Annotated in this window: 17 protein-coding genes; 13 read left to right on the forward strand and 4 right to left on the reverse strand. The window is 48.4% G+C overall.

Going from position 1 to position 19,157, the window contains the following annotated elements:
• The 9 genes from hrpB to DFP97_RS06490 all read left to right on the forward strand — a co-directional run bounded on the left by hrpB (nt 1) and on the right by DFP97_RS06490 (nt 10,826).
• Nucleotides 1-2,556, forward strand: a complete 2,556-nt coding sequence (gene hrpB / locus DFP97_RS06450) for an ATP-dependent helicase HrpB (RefSeq protein WP_181873378.1) — start codon at nt 1-3, stop codon at nt 2,554-2,556.
• Nucleotides 2,557-2,604: 48 nt separating this feature from the next.
• The gene (locus DFP97_RS06455) at nt 2,605-2,895 is read left to right on the forward strand and encodes a DUF1294 domain-containing protein (protein WP_114379154.1); all 291 of its coding nucleotides are present in this window, start codon (nt 2,605-2,607) and stop codon (nt 2,893-2,895) included.
• Nucleotides 2,896-3,078: 183 nt separating this feature from the next.
• Complete coding sequence (locus tag DFP97_RS06460) at nt 3,079-5,160, forward strand: HelD family protein (protein WP_114379155.1); 2,082 nt, start codon at nt 3,079-3,081, stop codon at nt 5,158-5,160.
• Between the two features lie 48 nt (nt 5,161-5,208).
• The gene (gene modB, locus DFP97_RS06465) at nt 5,209-5,871 is read left to right on the forward strand and encodes a molybdate ABC transporter permease subunit (protein ID WP_114379156.1); all 663 of its coding nucleotides are present in this window, start codon (nt 5,209-5,211) and stop codon (nt 5,869-5,871) included.
• Nucleotides 5,872-5,936: 65 nt separating this feature from the next.
• On the forward strand, nt 5,937-6,782 hold the full coding sequence (locus DFP97_RS06470) for an EcsC family protein (protein WP_114379157.1): 846 nt from the start codon (nt 5,937-5,939) through the stop codon (nt 6,780-6,782).
• Entirely contained in the window at nt 6,779-7,867 is a 1,089-nt protein-coding gene (locus tag DFP97_RS06475) for a nitric oxide synthase oxygenase (RefSeq protein ID WP_114379158.1), read from the forward strand. Before DFP97_RS06470 ends, DFP97_RS06475 begins: the two co-directional genes overlap by 4 nt.
• Nucleotides 7,868-7,926: 59 nt before the next feature.
• On the forward strand, nt 7,927-9,075 hold the full coding sequence (locus DFP97_RS06480; RefSeq protein WP_245975941.1) for a DUF3900 domain-containing protein: 1,149 nt from the start codon (nt 7,927-7,929) through the stop codon (nt 9,073-9,075).
• Between the two features lie 47 nt (nt 9,076-9,122).
• Nucleotides 9,123-9,482 carry a Lin0512 family protein gene (locus DFP97_RS06485; protein ID WP_114379159.1) on the forward strand — a complete coding sequence of 120 codons (360 nt, stop codon included), beginning with the start codon at nt 9,123-9,125 and terminating at the stop codon, nt 9,480-9,482.
• A gap of 30 nt (nt 9,483-9,512) precedes the next feature.
• Nucleotides 9,513-10,826: a hemolysin family protein gene (locus DFP97_RS06490; protein ID WP_114379160.1), complete on the forward strand. Its 1,314-nt coding sequence runs from the start codon at nt 9,513-9,515 to the stop codon at nt 10,824-10,826.
• Nucleotides 10,827-10,920: 94 nt separating this feature from the next.
• On the opposite strand, the gene DFP97_RS06495 is transcribed toward DFP97_RS06490, so the two are convergent.
• Both DFP97_RS06495 and DFP97_RS06500 read right to left on the reverse strand, forming a co-directional pair.
• Nucleotides 10,921-11,214 carry a DUF3817 domain-containing protein gene (locus DFP97_RS06495; RefSeq protein ID WP_114379161.1) on the reverse strand — a complete coding sequence of 98 codons (294 nt, stop codon included), beginning with the start codon at nt 11,212-11,214 and terminating at the stop codon, nt 10,921-10,923.
• A gap of 142 nt (nt 11,215-11,356) precedes the next feature.
• The gene (locus DFP97_RS06500) at nt 11,357-12,769 is read right to left on the reverse strand and encodes a hypothetical protein (protein ID WP_114379162.1); all 1,413 of its coding nucleotides are present in this window, start codon (nt 12,767-12,769) and stop codon (nt 11,357-11,359) included.
• 168 nt (nt 12,770-12,937) lie between these two features.
• On the opposite strand from DFP97_RS06500, the gene DFP97_RS06505 reads away from it, so the two are divergent.
• Both DFP97_RS06505 and DFP97_RS06510 read left to right on the forward strand, forming a co-directional pair.
• Nucleotides 12,938-13,378: a DUF6376 family protein gene (locus DFP97_RS06505; protein WP_114379163.1), complete on the forward strand. Its 441-nt coding sequence runs from the start codon at nt 12,938-12,940 to the stop codon at nt 13,376-13,378.
• Nucleotides 13,379-13,404: 26 nt separating this feature from the next.
• Entirely contained in the window at nt 13,405-13,674 is a 270-nt protein-coding gene (locus DFP97_RS06510; RefSeq protein ID WP_342773251.1) for a hypothetical protein, read from the forward strand.
• A gap of 58 nt (nt 13,675-13,732) precedes the next feature.
• Here the strand turns inward: DFP97_RS06510 and DFP97_RS06515 are convergent, their stop codons facing one another.
• Both DFP97_RS06515 and DFP97_RS06520 read right to left on the reverse strand, forming a co-directional pair.
• Nucleotides 13,733-15,184, reverse strand: coding sequence for a SulP family inorganic anion transporter (locus DFP97_RS06515; protein WP_114379267.1), 1,452 nt, complete (start codon nt 15,182-15,184; stop codon nt 13,733-13,735).
• A gap of 378 nt (nt 15,185-15,562) precedes the next feature.
• A complete protein-coding gene (locus DFP97_RS06520; RefSeq protein WP_114379164.1) occupies nt 15,563-16,183 on the reverse strand; it encodes a DedA family protein in 621 nt (206 codons plus the stop codon).
• A gap of 144 nt (nt 16,184-16,327) precedes the next feature.
• On the opposite strand from DFP97_RS06520, the gene DFP97_RS06525 reads away from it, so the two are divergent.
• Together DFP97_RS06525 and DFP97_RS06530 are read left to right on the forward strand one after the other, a co-directional pair.
• Nucleotides 16,328-17,731, forward strand: coding sequence for an MDR family MFS transporter (locus DFP97_RS06525; RefSeq protein ID WP_114379165.1), 1,404 nt, complete (start codon nt 16,328-16,330; stop codon nt 17,729-17,731).
• Between the two features lie 18 nt (nt 17,732-17,749).
• Entirely contained in the window at nt 17,750-18,703 is a 954-nt protein-coding gene (locus tag DFP97_RS06530; protein ID WP_114379166.1) for a serine hydrolase domain-containing protein, read from the forward strand.
• Nucleotides 18,704-19,157: the final 454 nt, after the last annotated feature.

Below are 19,157 nucleotides of genomic sequence, written 5' to 3' on the forward strand. Positions count from 1 at the left end.
ATGAATCACCTGCAACTCCCAATAGATGCGGTATTGCCGAAGCTGCTCGATTCGCTGCAGGACGATGTCAACGCAGTGCTCATAGCAGAACCGGGGGCTGGTAAAACGACGCGCGTTCCGCTTGCATTGCTAGATCAGCCGTGGTTGTTGGGCAAAAAAATGATTATGCTCGAGCCGCGCCGGCTTGCCGCAAGATCGGCGGCGCAGTTCATGGCCAGGTCGCTCGGTGAACAGGCTGGAGAGACAGTAGGCTACCGTGTAAGGCTGGACACACGGATCGGTCCGCGAACACGCATAGAAGTTGTAACCGAAGGCGTGCTGACACGCATGCTGCAGGAGGATCCCGCCCTTGAGCAAGTTGGTGCCATTTTGTTTGATGAATTTCATGAACGCCATTTGCATGGTGATCTGGGACTGGCACTGTGCTTGCAATCGCAAGCGCTGCTCCGTGATGATCTTCGGCTAGTCGTTATGTCGGCAACGCTTGATGCCGAGCCTATCTCCGAGCTGCTAGGCGGTGCGCCCGTTATTCGAAGTGAAGGGCGTGTATTTCCTGTTTCCACAAATTATGCTCCATCACGTGTTGTCGGCCGCATTGAGCCGCAAATGGGGCGGACAATATTGGAAGCGCTGCGTGCTCATGAGGGCGATGTGCTTGCTTTCTTGCCAGGCGTGGCAGAAATTCGACGTACGGCGAGATGGTTAGTGGAAGCAGGATTGGAATCGCATATACGGATAGAAGAGCTGCATGGCAGCCTGCCGCTAGAGAAGCAGGACACAGCCGTCTCTCCTTGTCAAGAAGGAGAACGAAAGGTCGTTCTATCCACATCCATTGCGGAGTCGAGCTTAACCGTGCAAGGGATTACGATCGTTGTAGACAGCGGACTCATGCGTGTTCCGCGTTTCTCGCCGCGAACGGGTATGACGCGGCTGGAGACTGTGGCCGTCTCCCAAGCATCGGCCGATCAGCGCAGGGGCAGGGCAGGCCGACTAGCTCCCGGCGTTTGTTACAGGCTCTGGACGGAGCAGGAGCAGCCCTATTTACCTGCTCAAAGTGAGCCGGAGATCCTTGAAGCAGACCTCGCTTCACTCGCATTGGAACTGGCCGTTTGGGGAATTCAAGATCCACTTGAATTAGAGTGGTTGACTGCGCCGCCCGCAGCAGCCTATGAGCAAGCGATTTCGCTTCTGCTTCAGTTAAAAGCCATTGATAAAAGCGGCAAACCGACGAATACCGGCACCCGCATGGCGCATTTCGGTCTTCATCCGCGCCTCGGGGCTATGATTTTGCAAGCGGCTGAACGGGGATATTCCCGTGCGGCTTGCCAGTTAGCTGCCTTATTAAGCGAACGGGACTTGCTGCCTCAAGAACGAAATGTTGATATTCAGCTCCGGTTAGATTTGCTGTATCGTTTGACAGGAAGAGATGGTAGCTCGGAGAAAGGCGGCAGGTCCGATCATCCTGGCAGCGCAGCCGCCTATCGAATAATAGCTCAAGCGGATCAATGGGAGCGGATTGCCGGGCAAGTTAAAACAGTTACGAATGCGATTAGTCAAGTGGAGTCCATTCCAGCAAAGCTTGCCGGCCAAACAATGCCGCTCGGCGTCCTGCTTGCGTATGCTTACCCGGATCGGATCGCACAGCGTCGCAGCGATGGCCGCTATTTGCTGGCAAACGGTAGAGGAGCGGTGCTGCCGGAGCTTCAGCCGTTATCACGCTCCGCTTACCTAACTACGTGTGAGCTGGACGATGCAGGTACAGAGAGTCGTATTCGTCTCGCGGCAGAATTGACATTAAACGATATTGAACAGTATTTATCCGGTTACGTAACTTCGGAGGATGTTGTGGAATGGGATTCAGCCTCGCAAGCTGTGCGGGCAAGGAAGCGTGTACGGTTGGGCTCGATTATTATGAAAGAGTCGCCTCTGCAGCAGCCGGATGAAAATCAAGTAGCGGATACACTGCTCGCCGCTATTCGTCAAGCAGGATTCGTCATGCTGCCGATGAGCAAGCAAGCTTTGCAGCTGAAGGCACGCATGAAGCTCATGGCGCTGAGCGGTGAGGATTGGCCAGATGCTTCTGATGAATCCTTGCTGAATACGATGGAGCAATGGCTGAAGCCGCATATCTACGGGATGAAGAGCCGTTCGGACCTCCAAAAGCTGCCGATGCTTCAGCTGCTTGAAGGCAAGCTGAGCTGGAAGCAGAAGCAGGAGCTGGACGAGCAGGTTCCGACGCATATTACTGTTCCAAGCGGCTCGCGCATTCCGGTTGACTATAGCGATCCGGAATCACCTGTATTGGCGGTGCGGCTGCAAGAGCTGTTCGGCATGAAGGATACGCCGCGTCTTGCCAGAGGCAGGCTGCCGGTAACGCTTCATTTGTTGTCGCCTTCGCAGCGTCCTGTTCAAGTGACCCGTGATTTGCGCAGCTTCTGGGAGTCCGCTTATTTCGAAGTGAAAAAGGATTTAAAGGGACGTTATCCGAAGCATTATTGGCCGGATGATCCTTACACAGCCGCACCGACCAATCGGGCAAAGCCAAGACAGCCCTAAGCTAACCCAGTTTGAGTCTCCCATTAGGAAAGGAAGTGTCCTGTACGTATGGCGTTCTACATTTTGGTCATCTATTTGATTCTTATTAATAGCTACACCTTTACGCTGATGGGTATGGATAAGCAGCGTGCGAAGCGGCAGCGCCAACGTGTTCCGGAGAAAAGATTGTTTCTGCTGAGTGCTATAGGCGGATCCGGCGGAACATTGCTTGGGATGAAAGCGTGGCGCCACAAAACGAAGCATCGCTCGTTTACGGTTGGCGTTCCATTTCTCCTCGGACTAAATCTGGTGCTCATTATTGTGCTAATCGGATTTATTGGAATGAATGCCAATTCTTGATTGCTTTGTGAAGTTGTCCTATGGTATAGTGGGATTTCGCTTTTTTCCAAATATAATAAAGTATAAATTTGAACCTTATACGATGCTTTATTTCACCGCGAAACGAGCTTTTACCGCCACGGACGGCGAAAACCGTTTACGCTTGAACTACACCATTACAAGATATCTTAGGAGGTAACTGACATGACGGTTCAAAGTGCCTATCAAGAGGAGCAGGAACGGTTAACCGAATCGCTTCGCGACATTAATGCTCAGCTGCAAGCGATCGGTCCGCGCTACAAAGGTGACGATTTCACAGAGCAAATGCTCGATTTGCAGCAAGAGGAACGGAGATTGCGGCTTGAAGTTTCCCGGCGGGAGCCGTATTTCGGCCGTATCGATTTTCAAGAGCTGCCTCAAGGCGAGCAAAAACCATTGTATATCGGCAAAGCCGGCGTCGCGAAGCAAGGAAGCAGCGAGCTGCTTGTAATAGACTGGCGTGCACCTGCGGCCAGCTTGTTCTATTCCTTCACCGGAGGAGATGCGCCTGCGGCGTATGATTCGCCTGATGGTGAAATCTCGGGCTATGTACATTTAAAAAGGAATTTTATGATTCGTCAGGGAGAGATTGTTCGTTTGGTCGACAGTTATGTGCGCGGCCAGGAGGAAGGCTCGGTTACTGACGAATTTCTATTATACAGACTAGGCGAAAATAAAGATAACAAGCTGCGCGATATCGTCTCGACGATTCAAGGCGAGCAGGATCGGATTATTCGTGCTGATCGCAACAAAGCCCTGTTTATTCAAGGAGTAGCAGGGAGCGGAAAAACAACAGTTGCCCTCCACCGCCTCGCATTTCTGCTCTATCAATACGCAGACCGCATGCGGGCGGAGCGGATGATCATTTTTGCGCCGAACCGGATGTTTCTCGATTATATATCAGGCGTACTGCCTGAGCTCGGTGTTGGTGACATTCAGCAGACGACCTTCAGTGACTGGGCTGTTGAATTGCTCGAGAAAGCAATAGCGGTCAGCGATCCTTCGGATACGATGGCTTATTGGTTCGAGCAGCGCCGGACGGCGGACGAAATCGAGCATGCATCGGGCAGATTTAAAGGCAGTCTTGCCTTTAAAGCTATAGTTGATGATCGGATTGCTGATTTTGAGAAGCGGATCGTACCGGTGACGTCATTCGTACCGATTGACGGACTTGAGCTTAAGCCTGAACAAATGCGCGAATGGTATGACACGGATTACGGTGAAGAGACGTTGATGAAGAAGCGCGACAGGCTTGTTAGCCGGATTCGCCGCTGGTTCGAATCGGAGCTTAAGATGAAGGGTGTAGCTGACAAAAAAATACGGGCGAAGGCTCTTGCGAAGTTTAACAGCTTCTCGAAAAAGATTCCTTCGTATACGACCATTCAGCTATATGCCTCACTGTTCCAAGGGAAGCAGGCTGCAGCTAGCGTGCCTAAGAGAATTGCTGTAGCAACTGCGGATAGATTGAAGCAGGGTGTGGCTTCTGCTGAAGACTTGGCGCCGCTCGCGTACATTCAGCTTCAACTATTTGGCCTGCCGAAGCAGGCCTTCGATCATATCGTCATCGACGAGGCGCAGGATTACTCGCCGTTTCAGCTTGAGGTTCTGCGTTTATGCCAGCGGACGGCATCGATGACCGTGCTTGGGGATTTGCAGCAAGGTATACACGCATATGCCGGCGTTCAAAGCTGGGCCGAGCTGACTTCTTTGTTTGATGAAGAACAAATCGGTTTCTATGAGCTTAATCGAAGCTATCGCTCGACCATGGAAATTATTGAATTTGCGAACAAAATATTAGGCGAAATGACCGGCGGCGTGAAGCCGGCCGTCCCCGTCTTCCGGAGCGGAGATCCGGTCGTAACCGAAGCGGTTCCGGGTGAGCAGTGGCTTGACCGGATAGAAGCGTCCATTCGTGATTGGCAAGCGAAGGGTGAATACGAGACAATTTCAGTAATTGGCCGTACCGCGCTGGAGTGCGAGCAAATCTATCACCACTTGCAAGGCAAAGGGTTTGATGCTTCACTTGTACAAAGCAAGCAGCCGGCTTATGGCGGCGGGTTGTCGGTTGTCCCTGTCTATTTATCGAAAGGGCTGGAATTTGATGCGGTCCTGATTGCTGATGCCGGAGAGAATGCGTATGAGCGCCTGGATGCTAAGCTGTTATATGTCGGATGTACGCGCGCTTTGCACAAGCTGAAGCTGCTGCACAGAGGAAAACTGACATCGCTGCTGGGCGGAGAAGCATAACTTCGGTATAATAAGTAGCATTATAACGTTGCACCGGAGGCTTTCGACATGAACTGGGACGATTGGCTACCCCCTGTGTTGCTCTCATTAAAAGTATCGTTGGCAGCTAGCGTAATCGCTGCTGCCATAGGCATTATTGTAGCGCGTCTCATGACGCTGCGCGCGTTCAAAGGAAAAAGTATAATAGAAACGATAATCATGCTGCCGCTCGTGCTGCCGCCAACGGTCATCGGATTTATTCTGCTAATCTTGCTTGGACGCGGAAGCTGGATTGGGCAAGCCTATGAATGGCTATTTCAACAGCCTGTCGTCTTTTCCTGGACCGCCGCAGTTATCGCGGCAGTCATTGTTGCGTTCCCCCTTGTTTATCAAACAATGAAGGTAGGGTTCTCGTCGGTTGACCGTCACCTCGAGGATGCTGCTCGTTCGTCAGGCGCAGGAGAAGCTCAGGTACTGCGTTTCATTACGATTCCGCTGGCTAAGCGGTCGCTTATCACTGCGTATGTGCTCGGATTTGCCAGAAGCATCGGCGAGTTTGGCGCGACATTGATGATCGCGGGCAACATCCCCGGCAAAACGCAAACGGTGCCGACAGCCATTTATATCGCGGTAGAGACTGGCGATACTACAATGGCGTGGGCGTGGACGATCTCCATCATTGTTTTTTCATTTGTTATGCTGCTGTTTACGGGGCGGAAATTAGAACAATAATGTGAACGACGAATCCTATCTGAATGTGTCGGCGTAATACAATCAGAGAAGGAGAGTGACAGAGGATGCGGCATGTCAACGATACGAAAGAGCAGCTGACGGCTTCCTTGCACGAAATAGAGGCTTGGGAGCGTGAGCAGAAGGATTTATGGTTTTGGGAGAAGCTTGGACGGCTGCCGTTCATGCTGCTCGATAAAGTAACGCCTAAGTTCGTTCAAGAGAAGCTTGGACAAGCAGTGGATGAAATCGGCGGGTATATCCAGAACGGCGGCAAGTATCTCGTTTCCGAGCGTTCCGTAATTGAACGGATGCAGCGTAAGTCGGATCCAAGCGGTTCGAACGCATTGGCATCCGAAAAGGATCTATCTATCGACAGCGTGGCAGCTATGCCGCTTAGCGTAATGAATCAGACAGCTGAGGAGCTAGCCTCGAGCCGCTCTACGATGGCGACGCTGCAAGGCGCGACGACGGGTTTCGGCGGTATTTTTACGTTAGCGGTGGATATTCCGGCTGTGCTCGGTTTGTCGCTCAAAATCATACAAGAAATAGCGATCTGCTATGGATTCGATCCGAAGCTCAAGGAGGAGCGCATTTTCGCGGTGAAGGTCATGCAATTCGCTTCTTCCGATATCGTAGGAAAGAAAGCGATCTTAGAGGAGCTGAGCGCGTACGATTCAGCCAACCGCAGCAGTCAAATGATGTCGCAGCTGCAGGGCTGGCGCGAGGTTGTAGCTGTTTATCGGGATAATTTCGGCTGGAAGAAGCTGTTTCAGCTCATACCGGTGGCCGGCATGCTGTTTGGGGCATTCATTAACCGCGGCATGCTGAATGATGTGGCGGAAGCGGCAACGATGCTGTACAGAAAGCGAAGAGTTGTATTAAAGCTGGCGGAGGGCGGAATTGCACCATGATTGCAACCGGCAAAAAAATCGCAAACGAAGCGGCTGCCTTTATAGGAGAATTGTATTTTGAGCTTGGGAAGAACGAGCGGGATGCAATACAGCGAATAAATGAAGTTGTAAACGAGATTGAACGGACTGGCGCGTATTCACATACGTCCGAGGAGCTGATGCATGGGGCGAAAATGGCTTGGCGCAACAATAACCGTTGTATTGGCCGGCTTTTTTGGCAATCGCTGGAGGTATTTGACGCACGTGACGTTCAGGATGAACCTGAGGCGGCAGAACGGATTTTCCGGCATATGACCTATGCGACAAACAGCGGACGTATCCGGCCGGCGATTACAATATTCCCGCCCAGCCACTCGAACAACTGTATCCGAATATGGAATCATCAGCTTGTCCGTTATGCGGGGTATCGAACGGAAGCGGATATTGTAGGCGATTCTTCGTCTCTAGCCTTCACGGAAGTTTGCGAGAAGCTCGGTTGGAAGGGAGACGGCTCCCGATTCGACGTTTTGCCGCTTGTTATTCAAAAGGGGCAGCAAACGCCTCAGTGGTTTCCTTTGCCTAGCGGAACCGTGCTCGAGGTTCCCTTGTCTCATCCTGACCATGCCGATTTCGAGAAGCTGGAGCTGCAATGGTATGCTGTCCCTTTTATTTCGGATATGGAGCTGGAGATTGGCGGCATTTCGTATTCGGCCGCACCTTTCAATGGTTGGTATATGGGAACTGAAATCGGGGCCCGAAACTTATCCGATGCAGATCGTTATAATCAACTACCCAAGGTTGCTGAACTGTTTAAACTGAACACTTCGACAAACACCTCGCTTTGGAAGGATCGCGCGTTAACGGAATTAAATATAGCCGTGCTACACTCGTTCAAGAAGCATGGCGTTAGCATTGTCGATCATCATACGGCTGCGGAGCAGTTTCTCCGCTTCGAGAAGCAGGAGCAGGAAAACGGCCGGAAGGTCACCGGACGGTGGTCATGGCTCATTCCGCCAATGTCTCCTGCAACGACGGGCATCTGGCACCGCAGCTATGACGATACGGAGCGCAGTCCGGCCTACCGTTATCAAGCTGCTCCATATTAAGCTACAATAGATTCACAATTCTAGTAAGAGACATGAGTAAGCATGGGGGAATAATAGTCGTGGATTTTCAAATGCAATATTTATCCTTTTTCGTTATTCATACTGACGGGGACGAGAGTGCCACCTCATCCGGCAAACGCTTTAAGCATTATCAGACACTCGATGAGGATACGTATGAGGACAGTGAAATTCAGAGATTTCTGGATGATGAATTTAAGCGGATTGTAAAAAGAAAGGTTGAACGCAATCCGAACTCGGCTGGAGCGCCGACGAAGATTGGACGATTTATGGTCGAACCCGGCTATGAGCTTGGGAGCAACCAAAACTATAATTTATTTCAACGGCTCCGCGATGCGGATTCGAAGGAACGGTTCATAGGCATTGCCGATGAGCTCGTTCGGATTTATATGGATACGAGTGCCGTTAGGGGCGGAGCTTTTATCATCGCGCTTTCGAAGCTGAACACTTATTTCGACGAACCTTTTTTATTTTTGCTAAAATGCGACTTCGAGCCGAAGATCGCACGGATTTCTGATGAACGCAACCTCATATCGCAAGTGGAAATGGCTATAAGCGCCCGCAGCATCAAGTCGATCCAATATCCGCATATGCCGGAGGAAGGCATGCTTGAGCATTGGGAGCTGAAAATCCATCAGGCTTCGCATGCGCGGTATTTTGAGGACTTCTTAAAATATGTTTCTTATGAGAAGCCGCTACCTGAGGTGATGGGCGAGCAGGTCGTCGAGATGGTTCATCAATACATTGCCGACAAATGGCAGGAGGATGAAAGCTCGGAACGGCGTGAGGAGGAAAATGCGGTCGAGGTATGGGCGGCAAGCGAGAAGCGCGATTTGCAGGAATGGTGGTCGCAGGAGCAGGTGGAAGTTGCAGCTGCGGCATTAGTCGAGCAAAAACCTGATCTGCCGTTTTCGTTCAAGCTCGACAGCGTAACGATCAAAGGGCTGCTTGCCGACTTCGGCGCGTCGATTCATTTTGCCAAGCATAATGGCCGTTATTTGGTCGTTATTGAAGGGGACGCCTTCCAATTTGATAAAGGAATGTCGCCAGTCGAGCTATTGCAGCCGCTTGATCTCGTTGATGTATTGCCGCTTATCGGCAGCAAGCAGCCGTCTGATGTTCCTAATGAGTCGCAGAGCTACTCACAAATCGGCGAAAACGCAAACAGCGACGAAGGTGTGCCCTGGTAAAGGGGAAAAGATGTATTGAATTAGCAAATTAGGGGGAGGCTGTATAAGTGGACAACTTATTTTTCATAGAAATTGGCATGGGATGCGACCTGCACGGTCAAAATATTACGAAGGCATCGGTGCGCGCGGTTCAAAACGCCATTCACCACAATTCAATGCCGGGACTGCGGTCCGTGCTGCCGGGCGGCACCTTGGACAATATGAAGGTGCGCGTTAAGCTTGCGCTGCCTTGCGACAAGGCTCTGCTGGATGTCGAGCAGGTGAAAGCCGTACTGCCTTACGGCCAAGTCTCTGTTGAGCTGGTAGACGGAGGCATGCTTACGACGAGCGGTGTCGTCCTGCCCGATAAAGATGATAAAAACGATTTGATCTACGTCGTTATTGCGTCTGTCGAGGTGGGCTACTAATATCATCACCAATGCAAAAGGGAGACTACGATGGTTTTAAAGCTTTTTTTATTCGCGGTGCTTCTTGTATTTACAGCCTTCTTCGTTGCTACGGAGTTCGCCATTATCCGGATGCGCTCTAGCCGCGTCAATCAGATGGTTGCCGAGGGAATCAAAAACGCAAAGGCTGTTGAGCAAGTAACAAAAAATTTAGACGGTTACTTATCCGCCTGCCAGCTAGGTATTACGATAACCGCGCTCGGGCTCGGCTGGCTCGGTGAACCGACGATCGAACAATTTCTGCATCCCATATTCGATCGGCTGAATATTGAAGGTGAATTAAGCTCACTGCTGTCGTTTGTCATCTCTTTTGTCATTGTGACGTATTTGCACGTTGTTCTTGGCGAGCTTTTCCCGAAAACTCTTGCTATTATTATGTCGGAGAGGATTAGCCAGCTTACAGCGCCGCTCATCATCATTTTTTATAAAGTGATGTATCCGTTCATTTGGCTGCTCAATGGCTCTGCCAATCGTTTAGTGCGTCTGTTCGGCTATAAACCGGCGAAGGAGCATGAAGCGCATTCGGAAGAAGAGCTTCGGATTATTTTGTCCGAAAGCTATGAGAGCGGTAAAATCAACAAAAGCGAATACGGCTATGTGAGCCGCATCTTCGATTTTGACGAACGGCTTGCCCGTGAAATTATGGTGCCCCGTACAGATATGATTTGTTTATACATCGATCAGTCGCGCGATGAGAACGTGGCGATTATAAAAAAAGAGCAATATACAAGGTTTCCAGTTGCCAAAGGGAGCAAGGACAATATTATCGGCATCTTGAATACGAAACAATTTTTCCTGCAATATGAAAGCGACAGTGAGGTTGACATTCGAATGCTGCTTCAGCCGGTCATGTCAGTACCGGAAGTGACGCCGATAAAGAAGCTGTTGAAAAAGATGCAGCAGGAGCGTGTGCACATTGCCCTATTGCTGGATGAGTATGGCGGAACGGCGGGTCTTATCACAATCGAAGATATTATTGAAGAAATTGTCGGGGAAATTCGCGACGAGTTCGATGCGGATGAAGTGAAGGAGATCGAAGTGATCGAGCAGCAGCGTTACATGGTTGACGGGAAAGCGCTACTTAGCGAAGTGAACGAAGCTGCAGGCACCGATCTTGAAAGCGACGAAGTCGATTCGATCGGCGGATGGCTGTTTAATCAGAAGCCGGAGCTGCCGGTCGGCGAACCGTGGACGTATGGCCACATGACTTTCGTTATTCGTGAGCGCGACGATAACCGGATCCGCAAAATTGAAATTCAAACCGATTTTTTAGAAAGTGAGATTAGTGAATACGGACATGCATAGAGCGGGTATCCGACCTTGTAGCACCAGGGTGAGGATGCCCGCTATTTTGTTTAGGGAAAAACAAGCTATCCAGACAGTCCTGGATAGCTTGTGGTTACGAGTGATTGCGAAGCAGCTTATTGTCGAGAACGAAAGTACCGAACGGGATGAAAGCGGCAATAAACGCGGCTGCAACCTTCAAGATCGACCAGCGGCGTACGAGCCAGACATGTGCGAGAGCAAGCATATAAAGGACGAATAAAAGTCCATGCAGTCCGCCTACAATAGTGACCACCTGCGGAATATCTGCCCAGTATTTGAGCGGCATTGCGATGAGCAGCAGCACAAGAAAAGATATCCCTTCAAAAAATCCGACGATACGCAGTCGGCCTATAGCTGTTTTGAACATCTAATTCCCTCCGTTTGAATGAAGTCGTACAAGTCATAGAAACTTCTACAATAGTTGTACGATTTCGGAGGCAGCTTGTTTCATTGATTTTTTAATTTGCAACCCATTTCCAATTTTATCCTTCCTACCTCCTACATAAAGCTTAAATTAAAAACATAGTCACGACAGTCGTAACTGCAAGACCGATAAGCACCGGCTTCAAATTACGACGTGCCAGCTCGAATGGATCGACTCCACAAATGGCTGCTGCCGGAATGAGCGCCCACGGTATAATTGTACCGCCGCCTACCCAGATGGCCGCTACTTGACCGAGAGCGGTTAAGGTGGCAATACCGGAGCCAATAGCATGCCCGAACAGCTGTGCGATAGAGCCTGCGAGGGATATTCCGGAGAAGCCCGAGCCATCAAGCCCGGTTACGGCGCCAACAATAGTTAGCGTGATGGATCCGACAACGCCGTTCACTGGAACGACATGCGCTAGTGCAATACCCAGGTCATTCACGATTCCGTGAGAGGCTTCAGGGAGCTTCTCGCCGAACATCGCCAGAAAGCCGGAGTCTCCCAAATAGAAAAATGCGGCGATCGGTATGACGGGACCGAACACTTTAAAGCCGAATAGGAACCCTTCGATCAAATAGCTGGTCGTTTTCTCAAAGCCTTTGCCGCGATGCGTCAGCATCGTGATGAGGAGCATGATGAGGATAGCCGTCCCCCCGATAAGTGCGGTAGCATCTCCTCCTTGAAGATCCAGCATATACATCGTGACGACATCTATAGCGAATAAGATTGGTATGATAACGGCAAGCCATTGCTTCGTGCGAAGCGAAAGCGCCTCGCGATCAGCTTTTGCCGAGAGGTCTCGTACTTGCAGCGGATCATTTGTTGAAACGATGAGTCCGTCCTTCCACGTTCCAAGACGCTGATCGCGGCGCATCATCCAGAAGGCTGATACAGTCGTTACTACACCCATGACAATAACAAGCGGAATACTAGCCTGCATCACTTCGCTTACAGATATCCCCGCGGCATCAGCTGTAAGCTTAGGTGCCCCTTGGATAATATAATCTCCTGACAAAGCGATGCCATGACCGAACAAGTTCATGGCAACAGCAGCTCCTAGCGCTGGTAAGCCAACCCGAATCGCTACGGGCAGCAATACGGCTCCGATGAGCGCTACAGCAGGCGAAGGCCAGAAGAACCATGAAGTTACCATCATAATCAGTCCGATTCCCCAGAAGGCCAGTGCAGGCGTTCTTAAAAACCGCGCGAAGGGTGATATCATTATTTCGTTTATTCCCGTACGGATGAGGATGCGACTCATTGCAACGATAATGGATATAATTAAAATCGTACCTAATAATTCTTTAATGGCATAAATAAAACTGTTGAAAATACCGCTTACCGAACCGCTTGCCGATGTAGTTGCAAGTATCCCGATTCCCAAGATCCCCGCAATGCATATGAGTGTTGTGTCGCGCCGCATCAGCATAAATCCAATAATGGCGATTATGAAGCCTAAGTAAACCCAGTGAAGCGCCGATAATTGAATTTCCATCCCAATCACCCTCTCGTGACATACACGAAACCAGCCAGAGCCGATATCGTATTGTAATGTATGCTTGAGAGTGGATAGGCGTTCAACCAAGCAGGTTGCGTGGCAAATTTTGCTATGCTATTCTACTTGAACAAACATTCTTATAGCACTTCACTGAGGAGGGATCGGATGATTAAACGGAGCGTGGCGATGTTGATGCTCTCCATAATGCTTCTGACAGCAGGCTGTGGTATTATTGAGGATGTAGGACAAACGGTAAATTTTGCTACGGAAACGACGGAATACTTACAATCGTTAACGGACTTTGGACAAGATATGAATGCTCTTGCGGAGCAAGCAATGACCGACCTGGACGCAAGAACCGATTTGAAGGAACGTCTACTTGCGCTTAAGGAACAGGTTCAGCAATATGGAGCGCTTCAGGTGCCGGATTATGCGAAAGAGCTTCATCAATCCATATCTGAATATAATGCGACTCTGCAGCAGGGGCTTGATCAAGCTTTAACGAATATTGAGCAAGGAAGAGCTGTGTTCGAATCAACCGGTATTCCGGATACGATCAACAAAATTAATGAGCTGCTCAATCAAATCAATCAGCTCGCGCCGTAACAACAGAATAGGAAGGAAGAACAAAATTGATTAACATCAAAGTACTGGATGCAGCAATGACGTATTCAAAGGAAGACGGTTATGTAGGCAAGGTTCAATTCGGGGTTGAAGATCACGTGAATGAATACGAAATCACTTTGCACAGCAAGAGAGGTACGGAATGGGGCTATGGCTTGTTTTTCTTGCATGAATCGGGCAAGGAGGAGCAGCTGACTGCATTGGAAGATTTAATCGAAGAGGATGATGAGTTGTTTGACTTCCTCGTCGATGCGGCTAAGGAGAAGCTGGAGAAATAAGAAAGCGAGAAGGGGCTGTTCCATATGGTCATTGACCTTATAGAACAGCCCCTATTGTTTAATGTCCGCTTGATAAGGTTATGCCTACCTTGCGAATGATTAATTTACTCTCTTCATTTAGTCCGATGAAATTGACCTGCTTATCCTGCTGCTCATATTTACTTTTCACTTTGGCAATGGCGGTCACCGCGGATTGATCCCAGACATGAGAGTTGTTAAAGTCCAATACCACATGCTGCGGATCATTCTGATAATCAAACGAGGCGACAAAGCTGGTTGTCGTTCCAAAAAACAGCTGTCCTTTTATCCGATATGTTCTTATTTGCGGTTTTTCATCTGAAGTGGATACGCGAATTTTCGCGATTTTCCAAACGAAGACTAGTGCGCTGAGCAGCACGCCTGCAAATACACCTTTCGATAAATCGTGCGTAATAAGGACAATCGTAACGGTAGCAACCATAATGAATGCATCCGTTCGAGGTACTTTATGAATGTTGATGACGGATTTCCAGTCAAATGTGCTGATGGATACCATAATCATAACGCCGACTAATGCTGCCATTGGAATTTTATTGACCACATCGCTTAATACCATAATAAGAAATAACAGAAATGAGCCTGCGACAAGCGTAGAAAGTCTGGTTCGACCACCGGATTTTACATTAATGACCGATTGACCAATCAAAGCACAGCCTGCCATACCTCCAAAAAAGCCGGTCACGATGTTGGCTAAACCTTGACCGCGGACTTCTTTATTTTTGTTGCTGGCCGTGTCCGTCATTTCATCTAGGACCGAAGCCGTCAGCAGCGATTCCAAGATGCCGACGATTGCCAGTGATAAGGAATAAGGGAAAATTATCCACAAGGTGTCAAGTGAGAACAATACGTCCGGAATGTGGAACAGCGGAAGCGTACTTTCTATAATGCCTCTGTCACCAACCGTTTTGAGATCCGCACCAATAGCGACTGCGATAATGGAAACGATTATGATCGCCGCAAGCGGGGATGGAATGACTTTCGTAAATCTTGGCAGTATATAAATGATGAGAAGCGTCAAAGCAACTAATGCATACATGATCCAGGTTGCGCCTACAAAATGAACAAGCTGCGTCGTGAAGATCAGGATGCCTAGTGCGTTGACGAAGCCAAGCATAACCGATTGCGGTATGAATTGGATAAGCTGTCCAAGCTTCAGTACACCCATTACGTATTGCAAAATGCCTGCCAAAATCGTAGCAGCGAACAAATACTCGATACCATGGTCTTTGACCAGCGAAACCATAAGCAAAGCCATTGCTCCTGTTGCGGCTGAGATCATGCCAGGTCTTCCGCCAACAATAGAAATAATGACGGCGATACAGAATGAGGCGTATAGTCCGACCATCGGACCCACGCCAACCATGAGCGAGAATGAAATGGATTCTGGAATAAGGGCAAGCGCAACGGTTATACCCGATAAAATATCACCGCGCAGGTTGGAAAGCCAAGATTGTTTTAGTTTTTGAAGCAACACAAATAAACCTCCTTATAGTTTTGTGAAGCAAAACCCGCTTCGTAAGCATTCGCTTAGTTATGTGAAGCAAAACTCGCTTCGTAAGCATTCGCTTAGTTTTGTGAAGCAAAACCCGCTTCGTAAGCATTCGCTTAGTTTTATGAACAAAACTTTCATTATTTGACTTTCCACTCTCAGAAAAGTCGGGACCGATGCACACTGAGGGTTATTATACAGTAAATGGCGAACGATTTTTGAAATATGAAGATCCATTTAAGCGCATACATTTACTATTTGCATACGATATCTTTCGATATCTTCATTTTGGATAAAGATATGTCCAACAAAAAACACCGCGGAATGCGGTGTTTTAATCAAATCAATCATGGCAGTTGATTACATTGGACGTTCGATTTTTGCCTTTTGATTTCTTCCTCTAAAAAGCTTATATGAGGCGTAGCCGACAATGGCCGCCGCAAGTGCAGATGCAGCCCATACGCCGTATTTATAAATGAGAGCGGAAAGATCTTTCACCTGATCGCCGACGAACGTTCCTATAATGAAGTAAATAAGTGTCCAGACGAAAGCGGAAGGGTAAGCGAAAAGGATAAAACGTTTGAACGGCATTTTGTTTAATCCCATTACATAAGGGGTAACATGCCTCAAAAATGGAAGGCAAAGGCTTATGCTTATTGCATAACCGCCATAACGCTCACTCATTTGTTCGGATTTGATCAAAAACTTGCTAATATTTTTTTTGCTGCTGAACCAATTGGATAACTTGCTTCCGGCAAATCTTCCGATGCTATACCCAAATGTCATGGCTGAGCAAATACCCAAGCATGTCATAATAAATGCTGGTACAGGTGACAATACGTCAGATGCGGCCAAAGCGCCTCCGGTCATGACAACCGCTTCATTCGGTATCGGCAATCCAATTAAGCCCAGGCATAAGACGAGAAATAATGCGAAATAACCGACTTCTTCTATTATACTTAACAATAAATCATAGCCCATTAAGCAACATCCTTACTTTCCAAATAATTGAATTTTTATAAATTTACACTCCTGATAGGTTAACATAAACGAATCATAAAGGATACCTTATTTACGGATTACACTGTAGAAGGATTCAACATTTTGAGTTCGAAAGGATGAACTATGAACGGTAATCAGACTCGCAAAAAAGTAACGATTGCCTTATTTGTAGCCACTTTCCTGGCTGCTATCGAGGGCACGGTCGTCAGCACAGCAATGCCCAGCATTACTGGAGAGCTGCAAGGAATCCAGCAATACAGCTGGGTCATTTCAATTTATTTGCTGGCAACGGTTATTACAACACCTGTATACGGCAAGCTTTCTGACCTATATGGGCGCAAAAGGATGTTTATTGTTGGGGCGCTTATTTTTCTGGCAGGCTCGATGCTGTCGGGCGTTGCTCAAACGATGGATCAGCTTATTTGGTTTCGAGCGCTGCAGGGCTTAGGCGCAGGCGCCCTGACGACAATTCCGTATACAATCATCGGTGATTTGTATCCGTTCGAGCTAAGGGCAAAGGTACAGGGCTGGATGTCGAGCATTTGGGGCATTGCCGGAATATCTGGTCCGCTGCTGGGCGGTCTGTTGGTTGATTATGTTTCGTGGCGGGCAATCTTCTATATGAACCTTCCGTTCGGAATCGCAGCCATCTATTTGCTGTCGACATCGCTGCATGAGGTTTTCGAGAAAAAGAAAAAATATATCGATTACCCCGGAATTGCCACATTCACAATCGGCATGTTCAGTTTTCTATATGCGATGACGTTATTGCGCGATGCAGGGGACGGAAGCGTATCCTCTTGGGTAATCGGGTTGCTGTTTGGGACAGCGGTTGTTTTTATCTTGTTGTTTATCGGAATTGAACGTCGTACGCCGGAACCTATTATTCCGTTTCAACTATTCCGGAACCGAATGATAAGCATGGCCAATCTGAACAGCTTCTTATTGTGTGTTATTAACGTCGTTATCATTTTTTATTTGCCGCTATGGATTCAAGGCGTTTACGGTAAACCGGCTACTTATTCCGGGCTTGTCATGGTACCGTTATCGATTGCATGGCCGCTTGGCTCGATACTAGCGGGCAGCTGGATTGCCAAGTTAGGTTTGCGGTACATAAGTGTCGTAGGGGCATGCTTCCTTTTAGTGAGCAGCATCGGTTTCTCATTAATGAACGCTTCATCGCCGATCGTCCTGTTTATTGTATATACGTTTTTGGCGGGACTTTCATTCGGCTTGTCCTTAACCTCATTAACGGTTGCGGTATCATCAGCTGTTGGCTGGGAGCTTCGCGGTTCGGCGGTAGCCAGCAACAATTTCATTCGTACGTTAGGACAGACGACCGGTATTACCGTCTTTGGACTGCTTCTTAATACGGGTGAGGCGGAACGGATCGAATCAGAAGCGCTTGAAGCCAGCTTACATACGATTTTTATATGGGTAGCGCTGTTGTCGGTTTTTGTCGTATTTGTATCCGTTGGATTGCCTAAGCTGCAGCAGGCCGAGCAGCAGCAAAGAAACGTTTCTTAGGAAAGGTCGAATAGGCGAATGAAACGATTGAATTTGGAAGCACTCAGCGGGCAATTGAAGGAATGGAAGATGAAGTCGGTTATCGTCCTCGAGGGCGGGCAGGTTGCCTCGGAGTGGTACGACCTTAACAAAGATACAATTGGACCGCTCTATTCCTGCACCAAAAGTGTGTTGTCCGCGTTATTTGGTATCGCTCTCGATAAAGGCTATCTCAATAGTGTGGATCAGCCCATTACCGACTATTTGCAGCATCCTCCTGAAATCAGGGGCGCGCTAAGTAAAATCCAAGTGAAGCACTTGCTAACGATGACCCCAGGCTTTGATTGGCCGGATTTCGACAAACCCTATAAGACGTTTAGAGCGGCGGTCGATCCAACCGGATTCATGTTCGAGCAGCCGATTATATCTGATCCGGGTACGGCATTTACGTATAATTCTGGCGGTTCGCATTTGCTGTCGGTGATTTTGACGAAAGCGACTGGCATGACTGCGTTGCAGTTCGCCAAAGATAATTTGTTTGAACCGCTACAATTTCGACGCGTACGATGGATGGAGCGCGATGGAGTGAATGAAGGCGGTACGGGCATGAATTTATACGCACGCGACTTAGCTAAGATAGGGGTGCTGTATGCGCAAAATGGACGGTGGGGTAGTGAACAGCTGTTATCTCCAACATGGGTCCAGCAATCGACGAAGCTTCATCATAGGGGCTTGCTTCAATATGAACCGCCGATCTATGGAGGTTATGGCTATCATTGGTGGCATTCGCCGGAGAGTCATAACGGCCATACCGATTGCTATTTTGCATTCGGCCACGGCGGTCAATATTTGCTAATATCGCCTCAACTCGATCTTGTGATAGTCATCCGCAAGCAAGTGACGAAACGTAACGATGCGATTTTTTCCAGAAGGCTCATATTCGAGCATATCGTGCCGGCTTTTAAAGAGACTAGCGAAGTATTAAAGCATTAATGCTGTTCCATGGATTGTTGAAAAGATAGGAATTGTTAAGGCATCGATTATAGATCGGTGTCTTTTCTTATGTAATATTCATGTTAGACATATGCATTATGAAGTAAAAATCTATGTGATTATTTAGTGAAATGTATTGCCTAACGTCAACCTCTGCATTATTATGTTAGTTAAACTTACACAATGATAGTGCGGTTAATAGTATTAGCCATTAAAGTCAGAATATTTGTGCAATTAGTATCTGCAGCAGTAAAAAGGTATGCATATTGTAAGGAATGAGGGTTTATTTCCGGTGTTTAGCGCTTCTTTTTGAGCAAGTGACGAGAGAGCGGATGGAAACTTTTTGAAACCGATGGTTAGGCGGACTATTAAATAAAGATTCTGAATACGCTGGTAAATGCTCCGGACGCTGGGTGAATAATTTAATGCGATTGAAAATAGCGTTCCTGCTTCA

Source organism: Paenibacillus prosopidis (assembly GCF_003337375.1).
Lineage (GTDB): Bacteria > Bacillota > Bacilli > Paenibacillales > Paenibacillaceae > Pristimantibacillus > Pristimantibacillus prosopidis.

Coding starts and splice junctions, on each gene's coding strand:
- DFP97_RS06495 (WP_114379161.1), bottom strand. CDS start 11,214: ATGTTCAAAACAGCTATAGGCCGACTGCGTATCGTCGGATTTTTTGAA.
- DFP97_RS06490 (WP_114379160.1), top strand. CDS start 9,513: ATGGTTTTAAAGCTTTTTTTATTCGCGGTGCTTCTTGTATTTACAGCC.
- DFP97_RS06520 (WP_114379164.1), bottom strand. CDS start 16,183: ATGGGCTATGATTTATTGTTAAGTATAATAGAAGAAGTCGGTTATTTC.
- DFP97_RS06505 (WP_114379163.1), top strand. CDS start 12,938: ATGATTAAACGGAGCGTGGCGATGTTGATGCTCTCCATAATGCTTCTG.
- DFP97_RS06530 (WP_114379166.1), top strand. CDS start 17,750: ATGAAACGATTGAATTTGGAAGCACTCAGCGGGCAATTGAAGGAATGG.
- DFP97_RS06470 (WP_114379157.1), top strand. CDS start 5,937: ATGCGGCATGTCAACGATACGAAAGAGCAGCTGACGGCTTCCTTGCAC.
- modB (WP_114379156.1), top strand. CDS start 5,209: ATGAACTGGGACGATTGGCTACCCCCTGTGTTGCTCTCATTAAAAGTA.
- DFP97_RS06500 (WP_114379162.1), bottom strand. CDS start 12,769: ATGGAAATTCAATTATCGGCGCTTCACTGGGTTTACTTAGGCTTCATA.
- DFP97_RS06455 (WP_114379154.1), top strand. CDS start 2,605: ATGGCGTTCTACATTTTGGTCATCTATTTGATTCTTATTAATAGCTAC.
- hrpB (WP_181873378.1), top strand. CDS start 1: ATGAATCACCTGCAACTCCCAATAGATGCGGTATTGCCGAAGCTGCTC.
- DFP97_RS06475 (WP_114379158.1), top strand. CDS start 6,779: ATGATTGCAACCGGCAAAAAAATCGCAAACGAAGCGGCTGCCTTTATA.
- DFP97_RS06460 (WP_114379155.1), top strand. CDS start 3,079: ATGACGGTTCAAAGTGCCTATCAAGAGGAGCAGGAACGGTTAACCGAA.
- DFP97_RS06525 (WP_114379165.1), top strand. CDS start 16,328: ATGAACGGTAATCAGACTCGCAAAAAAGTAACGATTGCCTTATTTGTA.